We start from the raw sequence: 16,243 nt of genomic DNA on the forward strand, positions 1-16,243 counted from the left end.
CCCCCGTAGAGTTCGCAGGCATGGACAACCCGCTGGTCGGCCCGGGTCTGGAGCAGCTGCGTGAGCGCCGCAGCGTCAAGTGGCGGCTGTACGACCCGGACATCCTGCCGTTGTGGGTCGCCGAGATGGACGTCGTGCCGGCCGAGCCGATCCGGCGTGCGGTGGCCGACGCCATGTCGAGTGGCGACACCGGCTACCCGTGGGCGGCCGACTACGCCGAGGCCTTGTCCGCCTTCGCTGCGAACCGCTGGGGATGGGAGCCCGACCCCGCCACGATGGAGATCGTCCCTGACGTGATGCTCGGCGTGGTGGAGGTCCTCAAGCTCGTCACGGACCCCGGATCGGCGGTGGTGGTCAACTCCCCCGTCTACCCGCCTTTCTTCCAGTTCATCACCCACCTCGGGCACCGGGTCGTCGAGGCACCCCTGGGGGAGACCGGTCGGCTCGACCTCGGGTCGCTGGAGTGGGCGCTCGGCGAGGCGGCTGGCGGGGGCGGCCGCGCGGCATACCTGTTGTGCAACCCGCAGAACCCGACGGGCGCCGTGCACACCCCCGCCGAGCTCACGGCAGCCCTCGAGCTGGCGGAGTCGTTCGGCGTGCGGGTGGTGGCCGACGAGATCCACGCGCCAGTGGTGCACGCGCCCGCGACCTTCACGCCGGTGGCGTCACTGCCCGCAGGGTCGCGGGCCATCGCGCTGATGTCGGCGTCGAAGGCGTTCAACCTCGCCGGGCTCAAGGCGGCGATGGCCGTGCCCGGTCCGGACGCCGTCGCCGACCTGGCACGCATCCCCGAGGAGGTCTCGCACGGAGCGAGCCACCTCGGGGTGATCGCCCACCGCGCGGCCTACCTCGACGGTGGGCCGTGGCTGGACGCGCTGCTGGCCGGGCTCGACGCCAACCGGCAGCTGCTGGCCAGCCTGCTGGCGGAGCAGCTGCCCGACGTGGGTTACCGGGTGCCTGACGGGACGTTCCTCGCGTGGCTCGACTTCACCGCGCTGGGCCTCGGTGACGATCCGGCGGCAGTGCTGCGCGAGCGCGCTCGAGTCGCGCTGCACCCCGGTCCCGGCTTCGGTCACGGTGGCGCCGGACACGCGCGCCTGAACTTCGGGACGTCGCCCGACATCGTCCGCGAGGCCATCAGCCGGATCGCGGCTGCGCTCTAGCTCGGGAGGGCTCAGCGCTCCGCCTGTGCCTGCAGCATCTCGACGGCCTTGTCGATCCGCCTCCGACGCGTCTCGGGAGCCTTCGCGCCGTTGATCGCGTCGACGTGGGCGCGCTGGTGGCTGAAGGACTGTCGGGCGAAGACGGCTTTCGCCTCCGGCACGACCTCCAACGCGGCGGCGAAGTCCTCGGGCATCTCCACCTCACGCGGAGCGGTGTCGAGTTCGAGCGTGACCTCGACGACGTCGCCGCCCGAGACCCCGGTCAGGGCGCGGTTCTCCGCACTGACGCCGACCAGGTGGCGGCCACCCATCGACGCAACGCTGCTGCGGTAGGTCTTGCCGTTGACGGTGACGCTCACCTTCGGTCGCTTGCCGCCGCCGAGCTCGTCGACGACCTCGTCGGGCACGACCAGGCCCGTGGTCGTCTTCCCCGTCTGCAGCACCTCGGCGGTGAACTTCATGCGGCCGAGTATGCCGCGTGCCACAGTGGGCGCATGGCTGACGGTGCTGGGTTTGGTGGCTTTCCCCCATGGGGCGTGACGTTCTACCAGGAGCTTGAGGTGACCAACACCAAGGAGTTCTGGGCTCAGCACAAGGCGCAGTGGGAGCGCGACGTGCGGGATCCGATGCTCGCCCTGGCCGATGCACTGGAGGACGAGTTCGGACCGGCCCGGCTGTTCCGCCCGAACCGCGACATCCGGTTCAGCCATGACAAGTCGCCGTACAAGAGCCATCAGGGTGCGTTCGTCGGTGTCGCCACGGGGGTGGGCTACTACGTGCAGGTCAGCGGTGACGGGCTGGCGGTGGGTGGCGGGTTCCGGGCGCACTCCCCCGCCGAGACGAGCCGCTACCGCGCGGCCGTCGACGCACCCACGTCCGGTGCCCGACTCGAGACGGTTGCGGCCGAGCTGGTCGCCGCTGGCTTCGCACTCGAGGGTGACTCGCTCAAGACCCGCCCGAAGGGCTTCGCGGCAGACCACCCTCGGCTCGAGCTCCTGCGGCGCAAGGAGATGATGGCCATCCAGCGCGTCGGCACCACATCGTGGCTGTCCACGCCCGAGGCAGTCGACCACGTGCGCGCCTCGTGGCGGCAGGTTCGCCCGCTGGTGGGCTGGATGTCCGAGCACGTTCACGAGTAGCGTCGGACGATGGGCTTCGAGGTGACGGCCGCGGCATACGGCAGCTTCATGGGGCGCTTCTCCGAGCCGCTGGCACCGGCGTTCGTCGAGGCCGCCGGGGTATCGGTCGGTCAGCGCGTGCTCGACGTGGGCGCCGGCCCCGGCGCGTTGACGGCGGTGCTGGTCGACCTGGTCGGCGCGGACCACGTCGCCGCCATCGACCCGTCGCAGTCGTTCGTCGCGGCTCTCCACGAGCGACTGCCGGACGTCGACGCGCGGGCGGGGAGCGCGGAAGAGCTCCCGTGGGACGACGGGTCGTTCGATGCCGCGCTGGCCCAGCTGGTCGTGCACTTCATGCGCGACCCGGTGACCGGGCTGCGCGAGATGGGCCGGGTGACCCGCTCGGGTGGGACGGTCTCGGCCTGCGTCTGGGACCACGCCGGCGGTGGCGGCCCGCTGTCGCTGTTCTGGGATGCCGTGCACGAGCTCGACCCGCTCGCCGGGGCCGAGCGCGGGTTGGCCGGGGCGCGCGAAGGTCACCTGGCCGAGCTGTTCAGGCAGGCCGCGCTGGTCGACGTCAGCGCGGGGGTGCTGTCAGTGGACGTGGCCTTCTCCGGCGTCGACGAGTGGTGGGAGCCGTTCACCTACGGCGTCGGTCCCGCTGGCGGGTACGTCGCCGACCTCGACGAGACGGGGCGGGAGGCGTTGAAGGCCGAGTGCGCCCGACGGCTTCCCGACGGCCCGTTCACACTGACCGCCTCGGCTTGGGTCGCCACCGGTCGCGCGCGCTGAGTCGCCTCCGAGATCCCAGCTCTCGGGCCATTCAGGGGTGCTGTGGGCCGAGAGGTGGGATCTCGGCACACACCAGCGCCGGAGCGGGGCGTGAAAACGGGGCCCGAAGTGTGTGGACAAGTCGGACCCCGTTCGTCGGGCTGACAGGATTTGAACCTGCGACCCCTTGACCCCCAGTCAAGTGCGCTACCAAGCTGCGCCACAGCCCGTGGCTTGCCCACGCGGAATCCAGCCGGAGCAGGACCGCGGGAGCGAACGAAACCTTAGCGCACGGCATACCTCCGCTTGAAATCGGTATGCCGTGCTGCCGGCTAGCGGCGCTTGCGCTTCTCGCGCACCCGGACGGAGACCTCGATGGGGGTGCCCTCGAAGCCGAACTCCTCACGCAGGCGACGCTCGAGGAAGCGCCGGTAGCCGGCCTCGATGAAGCCGGACGCGAAGATCACGAACCGCGGCGGGCGGGTCGAGGCCTGGGTGGCGAAGAGGATGCGCGGCTGCTTGCCACCGCGCACGGGGTGCGGGTGGGAGGCGACGATCTCGCCGAAGAACGCGTTGAGACGACCTGTCGGCACGCGGAAGTCCCACGACTCGAGGGCGCGCTCCAGCGCGGGCACGAGCTTCTCGACCGAGCGGCCGGTGCGCGCCGAGATGTTCACGCGGGGAGCCCACGGCACCTGCACGAGCTCACGCTCGATCTCGCGCTCGAGGTAGTGGCGGCGCTCCTCGTCGAGCAGATCCCACTTGTTGTAGGCGATGACGAGGGCACGGCCGGCGTCGATGACGTGCTGCACGACCCGGACGTCCTGCTCGGCGATGGGCTGCTCGGCGTCGATCAGGACGACGGCGACCTCCGCCTTCTCCAGTGCGGTCTGCGTGCGCAGCGACGCGTAGAAGTCGGCTCCGCGGGTCTGGTGGACGCGGCGACGGATGCCGGCCGTGTCGACGAAGCGCCAGGTCTTGCCGCCGAGCTCGATGAACTCGTCGACCGGGTCGCGGGTGGTGCCGGCGACGTTGTCGACGACCACCCGGTCCTCACCGGCGAGCTTGTTGAGCAGGGAGGACTTGCCGACGTTCGGGCGACCCACGAGGGCAACCCGTCGGGGGCCGCCGCGCTGGTAGGCGTCGGCGTTGGCGGAGATGGACGGCATCACGTCGAGGACGGCGTCGAGGACGTCGCCACTCCCCCGGCCGTGCAGGGCGGAAACCGGCCAGGGCTGCCCGAGACCGAGGTTCCAGAGGGCGGCGGCGTCGGCCTCGGTGCGCTGGTCGTCGACCTTGTTGGCCACGAGGATGACCGGCTTGCCGGAGCGGCGGAGCAGCCTGACGACCGCCTCGTCGTCGTCGGTGGCACCGACCGTGGCATCGACCACGAACATCACGACATCGGCGAGGTCGACGGCGACCTCGGCCTGCTCGGCGACCCGCAGGTGGATACCGGTCGCGTCGATCTCCCAGCCGCCGGTGTCGACGAGGGTGAACCGGCGCCCGGTCCACTCGCCGTCGTAGGCGACGCGGTCACGGGTGACACCCGGCACGTCCTCGACGACGGCCTCTCGGCGGCCGAGGATGCGGTTGACGAGGGTCGACTTGCCCACGTTGGGGCGCCCGACGACGGCGACGACGGGCAGCGGTCCCTCGGTGATCGCGTAGCCGTCCTCGTCGTACTCACCGTCGATGAGGGAGCGGTCCTCCTCGCTGAGGTCGAACTCCTCCAGCCCAACGCGCAGCGCGCGCTCGACAGTCGAGTCGTCGGTCAGGTTCTCGCTCACAGGGTTTCCTAGCGTCGTTCGTGGGGTGGTCGCGGACAGGTGTGCCGCGTGGCCGCCCACCATTGTCGCGCACATTTGGGGTCGGTCCGGACAACCGGTCTAGGCCTCGGTGCCCCGACGCTGCACGCCGTCGTCCTCGGGGAGGAACACCCGGTGTCGCTCCTGGGATTCCCTGACGTGCGTGGCCAGGGACACCCGCACGAGGTCGGTGGCGGTCGCCAGCCGCTGTCGCCCGGTCAGTGCGCCCGTGAGCGCCGGATCACCGGCGAGGTCCAGGGGTTCACCGAACTCGACCACCATGCGCGACCAGGGTCGCGGCAAGGAGCCCTTGGCAGCGCCGGTCGTCCGGGTGCCGAGGAAGGCCACCGGCACCACCTGGGCCCCGCCCTGCTGGGCCAGCCAGGCCGCGCCCTGCTGGACGGCGGCGACGTCACCCCGGCCACGGGTGCCCTCGGGGAAGATGCCGACCGCTCCCCCGGCGTGCAGGATCGCCACGGCAGCCGTCAGGGCCCGCCGGTCGCCCGAGTTCCTGGTGACGGGGATGTGCCCGATCCAGGCCAGGAACCAGCCCAGCAGCCCCTGGAACATCTCGCGCTTCACCAGCACCGAGGTCGGGCGCGGGGCGAGGGCGGGAAGCATGGGGCCATCGAGGAAGCCGACGTGGTTGGCCACGAAGACGACAGGACCCCGGCGCGGCACCCGGCTGCGGCCGACCACCGTGACGCGGTAGAGCACCCCGAAGAGCACCCGGCCGACGACCATGTTGATCCGCACCCGCCAAACCGGCGTGAGACCGCTCGTCGCAGTGGACGGCGCGTCGGTCACGCCGGGACCTTGTGGGGCACCTCGCGTCGGACGACGTCGAGCAGGGCCTGCACGCTCTGCCCGAAGTCCAGGTCGGACGTGTCGACCAGCGTCACGCCGTCGGCAGCCTCCATGAAGTCGGACACGGTGGAGTCGTCACGGTCGCGCCGCACGATCTGGTCGCGGGTGGCCTCGACCGCGTGGTCGGCGTCGTGCCCGTGCAGCTCCTTCGAGCGCCGCCGCAGTCGGGCCTCGACGCTCGCGGTCAGCAGCACGCGCACATCGGCGTCGGGGGCGACGACGGTGGTGATGTCGCGGCCCTCCGCCACGACTCCCCCGGTCTGCGTGGCGATCCGGTCGATGAGGTCGCGTTGCAGCTGCTGGAGGATCGGACGCACGAGCCGGTTCGTCGCGACCTTCGAGACCACCTCGCTGACCCGTGTCGTGCGGATGTCGTCCTCGATCTCGCGACCGCTGACCCGCACGCTCGGGGTGGTCGGGTCGGTGCCCATCTCGAGCGGGATGACCCGCGCAGCCTGGGCGACCGCCACGGTGTCGTCGAGGTCCACACCCTCCTCCAGGCACCACCAGGTGACGGCGCGATACATCGCACCGGTGTCGAGGTAGCCGACGCCCAGGCCCGAGGCGGCAGCCCGGGACACGCTGGACTTGCCCGAGCCCGAGGGGCCGTCGACCGCGACGACGAGGTGCTTGCTGTCCATGGCAGGCAAGACTAACGGCGGGTGCACCTCAGCCGTGAAGTCGCCAACCACGGGCCGTCAGCTCGTCACCGAGCCGTTCCGCGACGGCGGGCAGGACCGAGACCTCCGCCAGACCGAACGGCTGCCCCAGGCCGTGCTCGAGGTGCAGGTCCTCGAGGTTCACCCCCGCGTCTCCCACGTCGTGCAGGAGCCGGGCCAGCTCGCCGGGCCGGTCGGGCACGAGCACCACGACGACGCTGTATGCCGTCGGCGCAGCACCGTGCTTGCCCGGGATCCGTGCGTGGCCGGCGTTGCCCTGGGCCACGATCCGGGCGAGCACCTCACGGGCTCCGACTCCGTCGCCGTCGGCCAGCACGTCGAGGGCGTCGATCACCTCGGTGAGCTCGGCCTGCAGGTGTGCGAGCACGGAGCGCACTGCGGCGGCGTTGCCGGCCAGGATCTGCGTCCACAGCTGCGGGTCGCTCGCGGCCACCCGCGTGACGTCGCGGATCCCCTGTCCTGACAACGCGACCGCCGGGTCGGTGAGGTCCCGCAGGCGTCCTGCCACCAGCGACGAGGCCAGCTGGGGCACGTGCGAGACGACCGCCACGGCGGCGTCGTGGGCCGCCGGGTCCATGGTCGACACGGTCCCACCGGCGGCGGTGGCCAGCGCGGTGACAGCGGCGACCGCTGCCGGCGACGAGTGCTCGTGGGGCACGACCACCCACGCCCGGCCGTCGAAGAGGTCGCCGCGCGCGGCGACCGCACCGGAACGCTCGCGACCCGCCATCGGGTGCGACCCGGCATACCGGGTGAGGTCGGCGCCACGACGGCGCACGTCCTCGAGCACCGCGACCTTGACCGAGGCCACATCGGTGACGACGGCGTCGGGCCACGCGGCCAGCTCATCGGCCACGACGGCACCGGCGACGTCCGGGGGCGCGGCCACCACGACGACGTCGGGCGCCGGGTCGTCGGCGGCAGCCACCACACCGGCCCCGAGGTCGCGCGCCAGGGCGACGGCGGTCGGCGACGGGTCGGCCAGCACCACGGCATACCCGGCCCTCGACAGGGCGATGCCCAGGCTCGTGCCGATGAGGCCGGTGCCGACGATGCGGACGCTGGTGGTCACGACGCGAAGGCTACCGACGGGCGCGGGACGGCGCGCTCACATTCCAGCCGCGGTGTAGAGGCGGCCGACCTCTTCCTTGGTGAGCTTGCGCATCTTGCCCGGCTTGGTGTCGCCGAGGCTGATCGGTCCGACCTGCACCCGCACGAGGCTGAGGACGGGGTGGCCCACGGCGTCGAGGAGGCGTCGCACGATGTGCTTGCGCCCCTCGTGGAGGATCACCTCGACGAGCGCCTTGCCGGGCTGGGAGTCGACGACCCGGAACGAGTCGACCGAGGCCGGTCCGTCCTCGAGCTGCACCCCCTCGCGCAGCTGCTTGCCGATGTCGCGCGGCACCGGCCCACGGATCTGGGCGAGGTAGGTCTTGAGGACGCCGTACTGGGGGTGCTGCAGCCGATGGGCCAGCTCGCCGTCGTTGGTGAGGATCAGCAGGCCCTCGGTGTCGGCGTCGAGGCGCCCGACGTGGAAGAGCCGCTCGTGGCGGTCGCCGACGTAGTCGCCGATGTTGATCCGCCCCAGCTCGTCGTTCATGGTCGTCACGACGTTGAGCGGTTTGTTGAAGGCGAAGTAGACGCGTGTCTCGTCGAGCTGCACCTTCACCCCGTCGACGTGGACGGTCTGGTCGGGGCGGATGCGCACGCCGAGCTCGGTCACGACGTGACCGTCCACCTCGACGCGACCGGCCGAGATGAGGTTCTCGCAGACCCGGCGCGAGCCCACCCCGGCGGCGGCCAGGAGCTTCTGCAACCGGATGCCGTCGGGGTCGTGGACGTCGACCTCGGGTGTCTCCCGCTCTCGGGGCACCCGGGTCGGTTGGCTCTTCTTGGTCGTGCCGGAGCTGCCGCGCTGGGGCCGCTCGGGACGGCCTCCCTCGGACGCCGTGGGGCCCCCGCCTCGCGGTCCGCCGGTGCGTCCGGCGGAGCGACCGCCGTGTCCCTGGCTGCCGCCTGGGCGGCCTCGACCGGTGTTTCCTCTGCTGCGTGGGGGTGTCATCCGCGTCCCTGTTCTGCGATTTCGTCGAGCACGTCGACTTCGGGGAGGTAGGGCGCCAGGGCGGGCAGCTCGTCGAGGCTGCCCAGGCCGAGGCGCTGGAGGAAGTAGTCGGTGGTGCCGTAGAGGAAGGCGCCGCCGTCGCCATCGGACCCGAGCTCCTCGATGAGCCCGCGGTTGAGCAGGGTGCGGACGACGCCGTCGACGTTCACGCCACGGACGGCACTGACCCGCGAACGCGAGATCGGCTGGCGGTAGGCGATCACGGCCAACGTCTCGAGGGAGGCCTGGGTGAGCTTGGCCTGCTGCCCGTCGAGGAGGAACTTCTCCACGACCGGGGCGTAGTCGGAGCGGCTGTAGACCCGCCAGCCACCAGCCACCGACCGCAGGGTGAAGCCACGGTGCTGCGCGGCATACTCCGCCTCCAGGGCGGTGAGGTGCTCGCGCACGTCGTCGACGGGGAGCTCCAGCGCGGAGGCGAGCGAGATCTCGGTGATCGGCTCGTCGACGACCATCAGCACGGCCTCGATCGCGCTGCGCGCCCCGCCCGGGAAGTCGTTGACGTCGAAGGCGAACTGCTCGTCGCCAGCGCCGGACGGCGCCTCGACCCCTTCGGCGGTCGCATGGGAAGTCTCGTGGGCGGCCTCGTGGTCAGGGTCGTCGTCGGGCTGGTGGTCGGGCACGACCTCAAGGTCACTCATCGTCGCTCTTTCCCTCGTCGGTCGGCTGGGCTGGCTGGGCGTCGGGAGCTTGCTCGTCGGGCTCGCCAGCGTCGTCAGGCTCGTCAGCGTCGTCAGCGTCGTCAGGCTCGTCGAACTCGTCGCTGACCTCGATCTCGCCGTCATCAGCACCGGTCCAGCGCACCGTCAGCTCGCCCAGCGCCTCGGCCTGCTCGAACGCGATCGCGGCCTCCCGGAACAGCTCCAGCAGGGCGAGGAAGCGCGCCACGATGACGAGGGTCGAGTCGGCGTCGGCCACCAGCGCCCGGAACGAGCAGACCCGCTCGGACCGCAGCCGCGCGCCGAGGATGCCGGCCTGCTCGCGCACGCTCACCTGGGGGGCGTGCAGGTGGTCGAGGCCCACGCTGGGCGCGACCTTCGGCACCATCGCCCGCGCGGCGATCATGGCCAGCTGCTCCGGGGTGATGCCCATGACCAGCTCGGGCAGCAGCTTGGCGAACTGCGGCTCCAGCCCGGCCTGGCGCGGGGTCATCCGACCCGCCGTGGCCATCCGCTCGCCGAAGGTGAACGCGATGTCCTTGAAGGCGCGGTACTGCAGCAGCCGGGCGAACAGGAGGTCGCGCGCCTCGATCAGCGCGAGGTCCTCCTCGTCCTGCGCACCGGTCTGCGGGAGCAGGCGCGCCGACTTCAGGTCGAGCAGCGTGGCAGCGATGAGCAGGAACTCCGAGGCCTGGCCGAGGTCCCACTCGGTGTCGGACTTCTGCGCCGCCTTGATGTGGGCGATGAACTCGTCGGTGACCTGGGCGAGCGCGATCTCGGTGATGTCGAGCTTGTGCTTGCTGATCAGGCCGAGGAGCAGGTCGAACGGCCCCGAGAAGTTGGACAGGTGCACCTCGAACGGGGTCGACCCACCGCGGCGGGTGATCACTCCGCCCGGGGTCAGGCCCGCCTGTGCGTCGCCGGGTTGCACCGCGCCTCCCGGCGCAGTGGCGATGACCTCCTGACTCACCTCGTCAGGCCGCCCCACCACGGGCGATCAGCTCTCGGGCGAGTTGTCGGTATGCCGCGGCGGACGCGTGCGTCGGCGCGTAGGTCGTGATCGGCTCCGCGGCGAGGGTGGCGTCGGGGAACTTCACGGTGCGGCTGATCACCGTGTGGAAGACCTGGTCCCCGAAGTGGTCGACGACGCTGCGCACGACCTCCTTGCTGTGCAGGGTGCGCGAGTCGTACATGGTGGCGAGGATGCCGTCGACCTGCAGGCGCGGGTTCAGGCGGTCGGTGATCTTGTCGATGGTCTCGACCAGCAGCGCCACTCCGCGCATGGCGAAGAACTCGCACTCCAGCGGGATCACGACGCCGTGGGCAGCGGTGAGGGCGTTGACGGTGAGCAGCCCCAGCGAGGGCTGGCAGTCGATCATGATGACGTCGTAGTCGTCCATGACCGGTCGCAGCACGCGGGCCAGGATCTGCTCGCGCGCGACCTCACCGACCAGCTGCACCTCGGCAGCGGACAGGTCGATGTTGGCGGGGATGACGTCGAGGTTCTCCGTCGCGGTCTGCTGGATGACGTCGCGGACGTCGTGCCCGCGCTCGACGAGCAGGTTGTAGATCGTCACGTCGAGCTCGTTGGCGCGCACGCCGAGCCCCACGGACAGGGCGCCCTGCGGGTCGAAGTCGACGAGCAGGACGCGGCGACCGACCTCGGCCAGTGCGGCACCCAAGTTGATCGTGGTCGTCGTCTTGCCGACGCCACCCTTCTGGTTGCACATGGCGATGATGCGGGCGGGACCGTGGGCGGCCAACGGTGCGGGATCCGGGAACACGGGCATCGGTCGCCCGGTCGGGCCCTGCTGCCCGGCGCCGGCGGCTTCGGTGCCGGGCAGGTGGACGGGGTCGTGCCCATCGCCACCGGCGGCCGACTCGGAGGTGTCGCCCGAAAGGGTGGGCGGCGACGGCTCCTGGGTGGTCACCTCAGATTCCACAGGCGTTTCACTCCCGGTGAGTTGGCGTTCGTCGGTCAGCCTCGCGCTGATCGGCACGACCCTATCAGCGGGCACGGGGGTGGCTCTGGGCATAGACCTCACGCAGTCGCTGCACGGTGACCAGCGTGTAGATCTGGGTCGTGGTCACGGACGCGTGGCCGAGCAGCTCCTGCACGACACGGACATCGGCGCCGCCGTCGAGCAGGTGGGTCGCGAACGAGTGCCTCAGGGTGTGTGGCGAGAGGTGACCCCCGAGGTCGGCCCGGTCCGCGGCGGCGCGGAGCACGGCCCACGCCGACTGGCGCGACAGCCGACCGCCCCGCTGGTTGAGGAACACCGCCGGTGTCCCCTTCCCCTTCACGGCCAGGGCCGGCCTGCCCCTGACCAGGTAGGCGCCGAGCGCGTCCGCGGCATACGAGCCGAGCGGGACGATGCGCTCCTTGCTGCCCTTGCCGAAGAGCCGGACCACGCCCTCGCGCGTGTCGAGGTCGTCCACGTCGAGGCCGACCGCCTCCGAGATCCGGGCCCCGGCGCCGTAGAGCACCTCGAGCAGCGCGCGGTCGCGCAGCGAGGCGGGCGTGTCACCGACGCTGGCCGCCTGGAGCAGCCGCTCGACGTCCTCGATGCTGATCGCCTTCGGCAGCCTGGCCGGGGGCCGGGGCGGGGTCACGGAGCCTGCCGGGTCGGTCGCCACGTCACCCTCGAGCGCCAGGAACCGGTGGAAGCCACGCACCGCGACCAGGGTCCGCGCCGCAGACGACGCCGCGAGCGGCGGGTGGTCAGCGCTTCCCTCACGCAGCGTCGCGAGGAAGTCACTGACGTGCGCCTCGGTGATCCCCGTCGGGTCGTGGACCCCCTTCGCGGAGAGGTATGCCGCGTAGCGGGCGAGGTCACGCCGGTAGGACTTGAGGGTGTTGGCGGCGAGGCCGCGTTCGACGTCCAGGTGGTTCAGCCAGCCGCGGATCGCGCGCTCGACCGCGCTCGAGGGTGGCACAAATGGGAGTGTAGGCGGCATGAAGCTCTATGCAGACCTGCCGGGCCGCCGCACCCTCCAGATCCTCGCCGACGTCGGGATCGTCGCCTGGGTGTGCCTCTGGGCGTGGGTCGGACGCCTCGTCCACGACACGACGATGGAGCTCGCAGCCCCGGGGCGACAGCTGCAGAGTGCGGGCTCGGGGTTCCGTGAACAGATGACCAGTGCTGGCAACTCCGTGCGGGACCTGCCCCTGGTCGGCGACCAGATCGCGGCGCCGTTCCGCCAGGTCAGCGGTGCCGGGACGACCATCGAGCAGGCCGGCTCCGACCTCGTGGACGCCGTGACCCGGCTCGCGAACATCCTCGGGTGGGTGACGGCCCTCGTGCCGATCATCATCGTAGGTCTGGTGTGGCTGGTGCTGCGCGGCCGGTTCGTCCGCAGGGCGAGCGCGGCCCAGCGGTTCATCGACAACGCGGCCGACCTCGACCTGTTCGCGCTGCGGGCGATGGCCAGCCAGCCGATGCGCAAGCTGGCTGCCATCTCGGCGGACCCGACGGGGGCATGGCGTCGGGGTGACGAGGAGACGATCAGGTCGCTGGCCCTGCTGGAGCTGCGCGACACGGGGCTGCGTCCACCCGCCTCGGCCGAGCGCGCCGCCTGACCTCCGCCACAACCAGCAACCTTTGCTAGCAAAGATTGCTGGATCGTGGACAGGTTGCAACCTGTCCGCCAACGAGAAACCCCTGCTAGCAAAGGTTCCTCGGGTGGGTGGGAGGTGGGGTCAGCTCGGCAGGCGGCCGGTGGCCTCGGTCAGCGCGCGGAGCCGAGCCGCGTGACCCGAGGTGAGGGCTCCGGGCTCCATCTGCCACGACCAGCCGCCCTCGATCCCCGGGGCGTTCATCCGCGCCTGGGAGCCCAGGGCGAGCACGTCCTGGGCCTGCATCATCGACAAGCCGCACGGGCCTCGCAGGGCGAGCTCGATGAACCCCCAGGAGGGCTCGGCGTCGACGTCGGCGCCGACTCCCGCTGCACGGCAGGCCTCCCGGGCCAGCTGCCGCCGGTGGTCGGGCAGGTCCCACCACCACCCACAGACCGTGTCGTTGTCGTGGGTGCCCGTGTAGACCACCTGGTTGGGCTCGTGGTTCTGCGGGTCGTGCGCGTTGTACTGGTAGGCGGGCTCGAAGGCGAACTGCAGCACGGCCATCCCCGGGAAGCCCAGGGCCTTGCGCAGGTCGATCACCGGCTGGTCGATGTCACCGAGGTCCTCGGCGAGGACGGGCAACGGGCCGAGGGCCGCGAGCGCGGCGTCGAAGACCTCCCTCCCCGGGCCCTGCTCCCACCTGCCGTTGAGGGCGGTGTCGTCCCCGGCAGGGATGGCCCAGTAGGCCGCGAAGCCACGGAAGTGGTCGACGCGGACGAGGTCGAAGAGCGCGAACGTGCGCCGTAGTCGCTCGATCCACCAGCGGTAGCCGTCGTCACGCAGCACGTCCCAGCGGTAGAGCGGGTTGCCCCAGAGCTGGCCGGTCGCGGCATACGCGTCGGGCGGGCAGCCAGCCACGGCGTCGGAGCGGAAGAACTGCGGCCACGCCCGCTCGTCGGCGCCGTCGGGGGCGACGTAGATGGGGACGTCGCCGAGGATGCGGATCCCGCGCTCGTGGGCGTACTCCCGCAAGGCCGACCACTCCCGGTCGAACCGCACCTGGTCGGCAAGGTCGCCCCCGAACGCCGTCCACGAGTCGACCCAGTAGGCCTCCCGCTCAGCGAACTCGGCGAGCTCCTGCTCCGTGACCGACGCGTCGGGGTGCTCCAGCAGGGCGGGCGACGCGGCGAAGGCCGACGGCGACTTGTAGGGCGAGCGGTGCTTGTCGGGGATCGACACGGGCAGCACCTGCCACACCGACTGGCCGGCCTCGACGAGCCAGTCGACGAAGTCGCGAGCGGGTTGGCCGAGCCGTCCACCGGGCAGCGAGGTGACGTGCAGCTGCACCCCGCTGGCGCGGGTCTCGGTCAGGGGCCGGGTGGCGTCCATGGCGGCTCAGCTCTGTGCGGGCAGGGACTCTGCAGACAGGACCTGCGGTCGCAGGTCCTGCTCCGGAGGCTCCCACGAGGAGGCCTGCGCGTCGACCTGGTCACCGGAGCGGATGTCCTTGACCTGGTCGCCTGCGGCGCTGCCCCCGTCGCCGGCCGCGCCGGGGAACCAGACGTACGGGATGCCGCGCCGCTCGGCATACCTGATCTGCTTGCCGAACTTGGCCGGCTTGGGCGCCACCTCGCAGGGTATGCCGCGGGCGCGCAACGCCGTCGCGACCCGGGTGGACACGGCCCGGCTCTCCTCGTCGTTCACCGCGACGAGGACGCAGGCCGGGGTCGAGCGGCTGGCGGTGAGCAGTCCCTTGCCGATGAGCAGGCCGAGGAGCCGCGAGACGCCGATCGAGATGCCGACCCCGGGATAGGTGGTCTTGCCGTCGGAGGCGAGGGAGTCGTAACGGCCGCCGGAGCAGAACGAACCCCACGACTCGTGGCCGACGAGCTGGGTCTCGTAGACGGTGCCGGTGTAGTAGTCGAGACCGCGGGCGATCTTCAGGTCGGCCACCATCGCCCCCGGGGCGTTGGCCAGCCCGGCCCTGATGACGGCGGCGAGCGCGTCGAGGCCTTCGTCGAGCGTCGGGTGCTCGACCCCGAGCGCCCGCACCTGCTCGACGAACGACAGGTCCTCGGACCGGATCGCCGCGAGCGCCAAGCACTGGTCGGCCTGCTCGGCCGTGCGACCGGCCTCGACCAGGAGGTCCTTGACCTTGGCCGGGCCGATCTTGTCCAGCTTGTCGACGATACGGAGGGTGCCCCCGACGTCGTCGATGCCGATCCCGAGGTAGAAGCCCTCGGGGATCTTGCGGTTGTTGACCTGGATGACCATCCGGCCGACCGGGAGCTTGCGGAAGACCTCGGCGATGACCAGCGGCATCTCCGCCTCGAAGTGCGGGGCGAGCTCGCCCACGTCGACCACGTCGATGTCGGCCTGGGTGAACTCGCGGTAGCGCCCCTCCTGGGGGCGTTCACCGCGCCACACCTTCTGGATCTGGTGCCGACGGAACGGGAACGACAGGTGGCCGGCGTTCTCCAGCACGTAGCGGGCGAACGGGACGGTCAGGTCGAAGTGCAGGCCCAACGCGTCGTCGAACGCCCCGAGGTCCAGGCGGTAGTCGCCTGCGTCGTCGCGGTCGATGCGCGAGACGCCGTAGATCTCCTTGTCGGCGTCTCCGCCCTTGCCCATCAGGCGGGGCAACGGCTCGACGGCGCGGGTCTCGATCGACGGGAACCCGTGCAGCTCGAACGTCTCTCGGATGACGTCGAGGAAGTGCTGCTCGACGATTCGCTGGGCCGGGAGGAACTCGGGGAAACCGCTGATCGGGGTGATCTTCACGGGGCCAATCCTTGCAAATAGGGGTTGGTCGCCCGCTCGCGGTCCATGGTGGTCGCCTGGTAGTGCCCGGGCAGCACGAGCGTGGAGTCCGGGAGGGGCAGGACGACCTCGCGCAGCGACCGGTTCATGGCGGCCGGGTCGCCACCGGGCAGGTCGGTGCGCCCGATCGAGCCCGCGAACAGCACGTCCCCGCTGAGCAGGGTGCGGTCGACGTCGACCTGGTCGGCGATCCCGTCCGGGACGGCCTCGATGTTGAACATCGCCGAGCCCTCTGTGTGTCCTGGTGCGTGCAGGACCTCGAAGGTCAGCCCGGCGAGCTCGAGCGTCGCCCGGTCGGTCACCTCGACGACGGTGCTGGGCTCGGTCCACGTGGCTCGCGTGCCGAACTGCTGCTCGAGCATGCCGAGCAGGCCCGGAGCGACGTGGGAGAGCAGGTCGGTGAGGCGGTACCGGTCGTCGCGGTGGATGTAGGCCGCCGTGTCAGCGCCGCACACCGGCGTCACCGAGTAGACGTGGTCGACGTGCCCGTGCGTGAGCAGCACCGCGGCCGGCCGCAGGCGGTGCTGGGCGAGCACCTCGCGGAGGGTCTCCTCGACGCCGATGCCGGGGTCGACGATGACGCACTCCTCCCCCGCGGCGGGGGCGAGGACGTAGCAGTTCGTGTCGAACGCTGCGGCAGGGAAGGCGACGGTGAGCACCGCCGCACTGTATCCGCGAT

Annotated in this window: 17 protein-coding genes and 1 tRNA gene; 4 read left to right on the top strand and 14 right to left on the bottom strand. The window is 71.4% G+C overall.

Annotated features, from left to right (window positions below; genetic code table 11):
• The first annotated feature begins 20 nt into the window (after positions 1-20).
• On the top strand, positions 21-1,163 hold the full coding sequence (locus AC1DX8_RS03045; RefSeq protein WP_477628425.1) for a MalY/PatB family protein: 1,143 nt from the start codon (positions 21-23) through the stop codon (positions 1,161-1,163).
• A gap of 11 nt (positions 1,164-1,174) precedes the next feature.
• On the opposite strand, the gene AC1DX8_RS03050 is transcribed toward AC1DX8_RS03045, so the two are convergent.
• Entirely contained in the window at positions 1,175-1,624 is a 450-nt protein-coding gene (locus AC1DX8_RS03050; protein WP_477628426.1) for a YdeI/OmpD-associated family protein, read from the bottom strand.
• A 33-nt stretch (positions 1,625-1,657) separates the two neighbouring features.
• Here AC1DX8_RS03050 and AC1DX8_RS03055 point away from each other — a divergent pair, with 33 nt between their 5' ends.
• Entirely contained in the window at positions 1,658-2,302 is a 645-nt protein-coding gene (locus AC1DX8_RS03055) for a DUF2461 domain-containing protein (RefSeq protein WP_477628427.1), read from the top strand.
• A 9-nt stretch (positions 2,303-2,311) separates the two neighbouring features.
• Positions 2,312-3,073, top strand: coding sequence for a class I SAM-dependent methyltransferase (locus AC1DX8_RS03060; protein WP_477628428.1), 762 nt, complete (start codon positions 2,312-2,314; stop codon positions 3,071-3,073).
• 135 nt (positions 3,074-3,208) lie between these two features.
• Here the strand turns inward: AC1DX8_RS03060 and AC1DX8_RS03065 are convergent.
• The 10 genes from AC1DX8_RS03065 to xerD all read right to left on the bottom strand — a co-directional run bounded on the left by AC1DX8_RS03065 (position 3,209) and on the right by xerD (position 12,143).
• Positions 3,209-3,282 (bottom strand) — tRNA-Pro (locus AC1DX8_RS03065).
• 102 nt (positions 3,283-3,384) lie between these two features.
• Complete coding sequence (gene der, locus AC1DX8_RS03070; protein WP_477628429.1) at positions 3,385-4,917, bottom strand: ribosome biogenesis GTPase Der; 1,533 nt, start codon at positions 4,915-4,917, stop codon at positions 3,385-3,387.
• A gap of 24 nt (positions 4,918-4,941) precedes the next feature.
• Positions 4,942-5,667, bottom strand: a complete 726-nt coding sequence (locus AC1DX8_RS03075; RefSeq protein WP_477628430.1) for a lysophospholipid acyltransferase family protein — start codon at positions 5,665-5,667, stop codon at positions 4,942-4,944.
• A complete protein-coding gene (cmk, locus tag AC1DX8_RS03080) occupies positions 5,664-6,368 on the bottom strand; it encodes a (d)CMP kinase (protein ID WP_477628431.1) in 705 nt (234 codons plus the stop codon). Before cmk ends, AC1DX8_RS03075 begins: the two co-directional genes overlap by 4 nt.
• Before the next feature lie 28 nt (positions 6,369-6,396).
• A complete protein-coding gene (locus AC1DX8_RS03085; protein WP_477628432.1) occupies positions 6,397-7,479 on the bottom strand; it encodes a prephenate dehydrogenase in 1,083 nt (360 codons plus the stop codon).
• 36 nt (positions 7,480-7,515) lie between these two features.
• Positions 7,516-8,469: a pseudouridine synthase gene (locus AC1DX8_RS03090; RefSeq protein ID WP_477628433.1), complete on the bottom strand. Its 954-nt coding sequence runs from the start codon at positions 8,467-8,469 to the stop codon at positions 7,516-7,518.
• Positions 8,466-9,167, bottom strand: a complete 702-nt coding sequence (scpB, locus tag AC1DX8_RS03095) for an SMC-Scp complex subunit ScpB (RefSeq protein WP_477628434.1) — start codon at positions 9,165-9,167, stop codon at positions 8,466-8,468. The genes AC1DX8_RS03090 and scpB overlap by 4 nt, the downstream gene beginning before the upstream one ends.
• Positions 9,160-10,140, bottom strand: coding sequence for a segregation and condensation protein A (locus AC1DX8_RS03100; protein WP_477628479.1), 981 nt, complete (start codon positions 10,138-10,140; stop codon positions 9,160-9,162). The genes scpB and AC1DX8_RS03100 overlap by 8 nt, the downstream gene beginning before the upstream one ends.
• A 19-nt stretch (positions 10,141-10,159) precedes the next feature.
• Positions 10,160-11,029, bottom strand: coding sequence for a ParA family protein (locus tag AC1DX8_RS03105; protein ID WP_477628480.1), 870 nt, complete (start codon positions 11,027-11,029; stop codon positions 10,160-10,162).
• Positions 11,030-11,192: 163 nt separating this feature from the next.
• Complete coding sequence (gene xerD / locus AC1DX8_RS03110; RefSeq protein WP_477628435.1) at positions 11,193-12,143, bottom strand: site-specific tyrosine recombinase XerD; 951 nt, start codon at positions 12,141-12,143, stop codon at positions 11,193-11,195.
• Between xerD and AC1DX8_RS03115 the strand changes: the two genes are divergently transcribed.
• Entirely contained in the window at positions 12,142-12,765 is a 624-nt protein-coding gene (locus AC1DX8_RS03115) for a hypothetical protein (RefSeq protein WP_477628436.1), read from the top strand. The two genes, xerD and AC1DX8_RS03115, sit on opposite strands and share 2 nt — an antisense overlap.
• 120 nt (positions 12,766-12,885) lie before the next feature.
• Here AC1DX8_RS03115 and AC1DX8_RS03120 read toward each other — a convergent pair whose 3' ends face one another.
• Genes AC1DX8_RS03120 through AC1DX8_RS03130 form a run of 3 tightly spaced genes read right to left on the bottom strand, consistent with a single transcriptional unit; the run spans position 12,886 to position 16,223 of the window.
• On the bottom strand, positions 12,886-14,133 hold the full coding sequence (locus AC1DX8_RS03120; protein WP_477628437.1) for a 4-alpha-glucanotransferase: 1,248 nt from the start codon (positions 14,131-14,133) through the stop codon (positions 12,886-12,888).
• Between the two features lie 6 nt (positions 14,134-14,139).
• Positions 14,140-15,525, bottom strand: a complete 1,386-nt coding sequence (hisS, locus tag AC1DX8_RS03125) for a histidine--tRNA ligase (RefSeq protein ID WP_477628438.1) — start codon at positions 15,523-15,525, stop codon at positions 14,140-14,142.
• On the bottom strand, positions 15,522-16,223 hold the full coding sequence (locus AC1DX8_RS03130; RefSeq protein ID WP_477628439.1) for an MBL fold metallo-hydrolase: 702 nt from the start codon (positions 16,221-16,223) through the stop codon (positions 15,522-15,524). Before AC1DX8_RS03130 ends, hisS begins: the two co-directional genes overlap by 4 nt.
• Positions 16,224-16,243: the final 20 nt, after the last annotated feature.

Source organism: Pedococcus sp. P2_A3, from assembly GCF_056405035.1.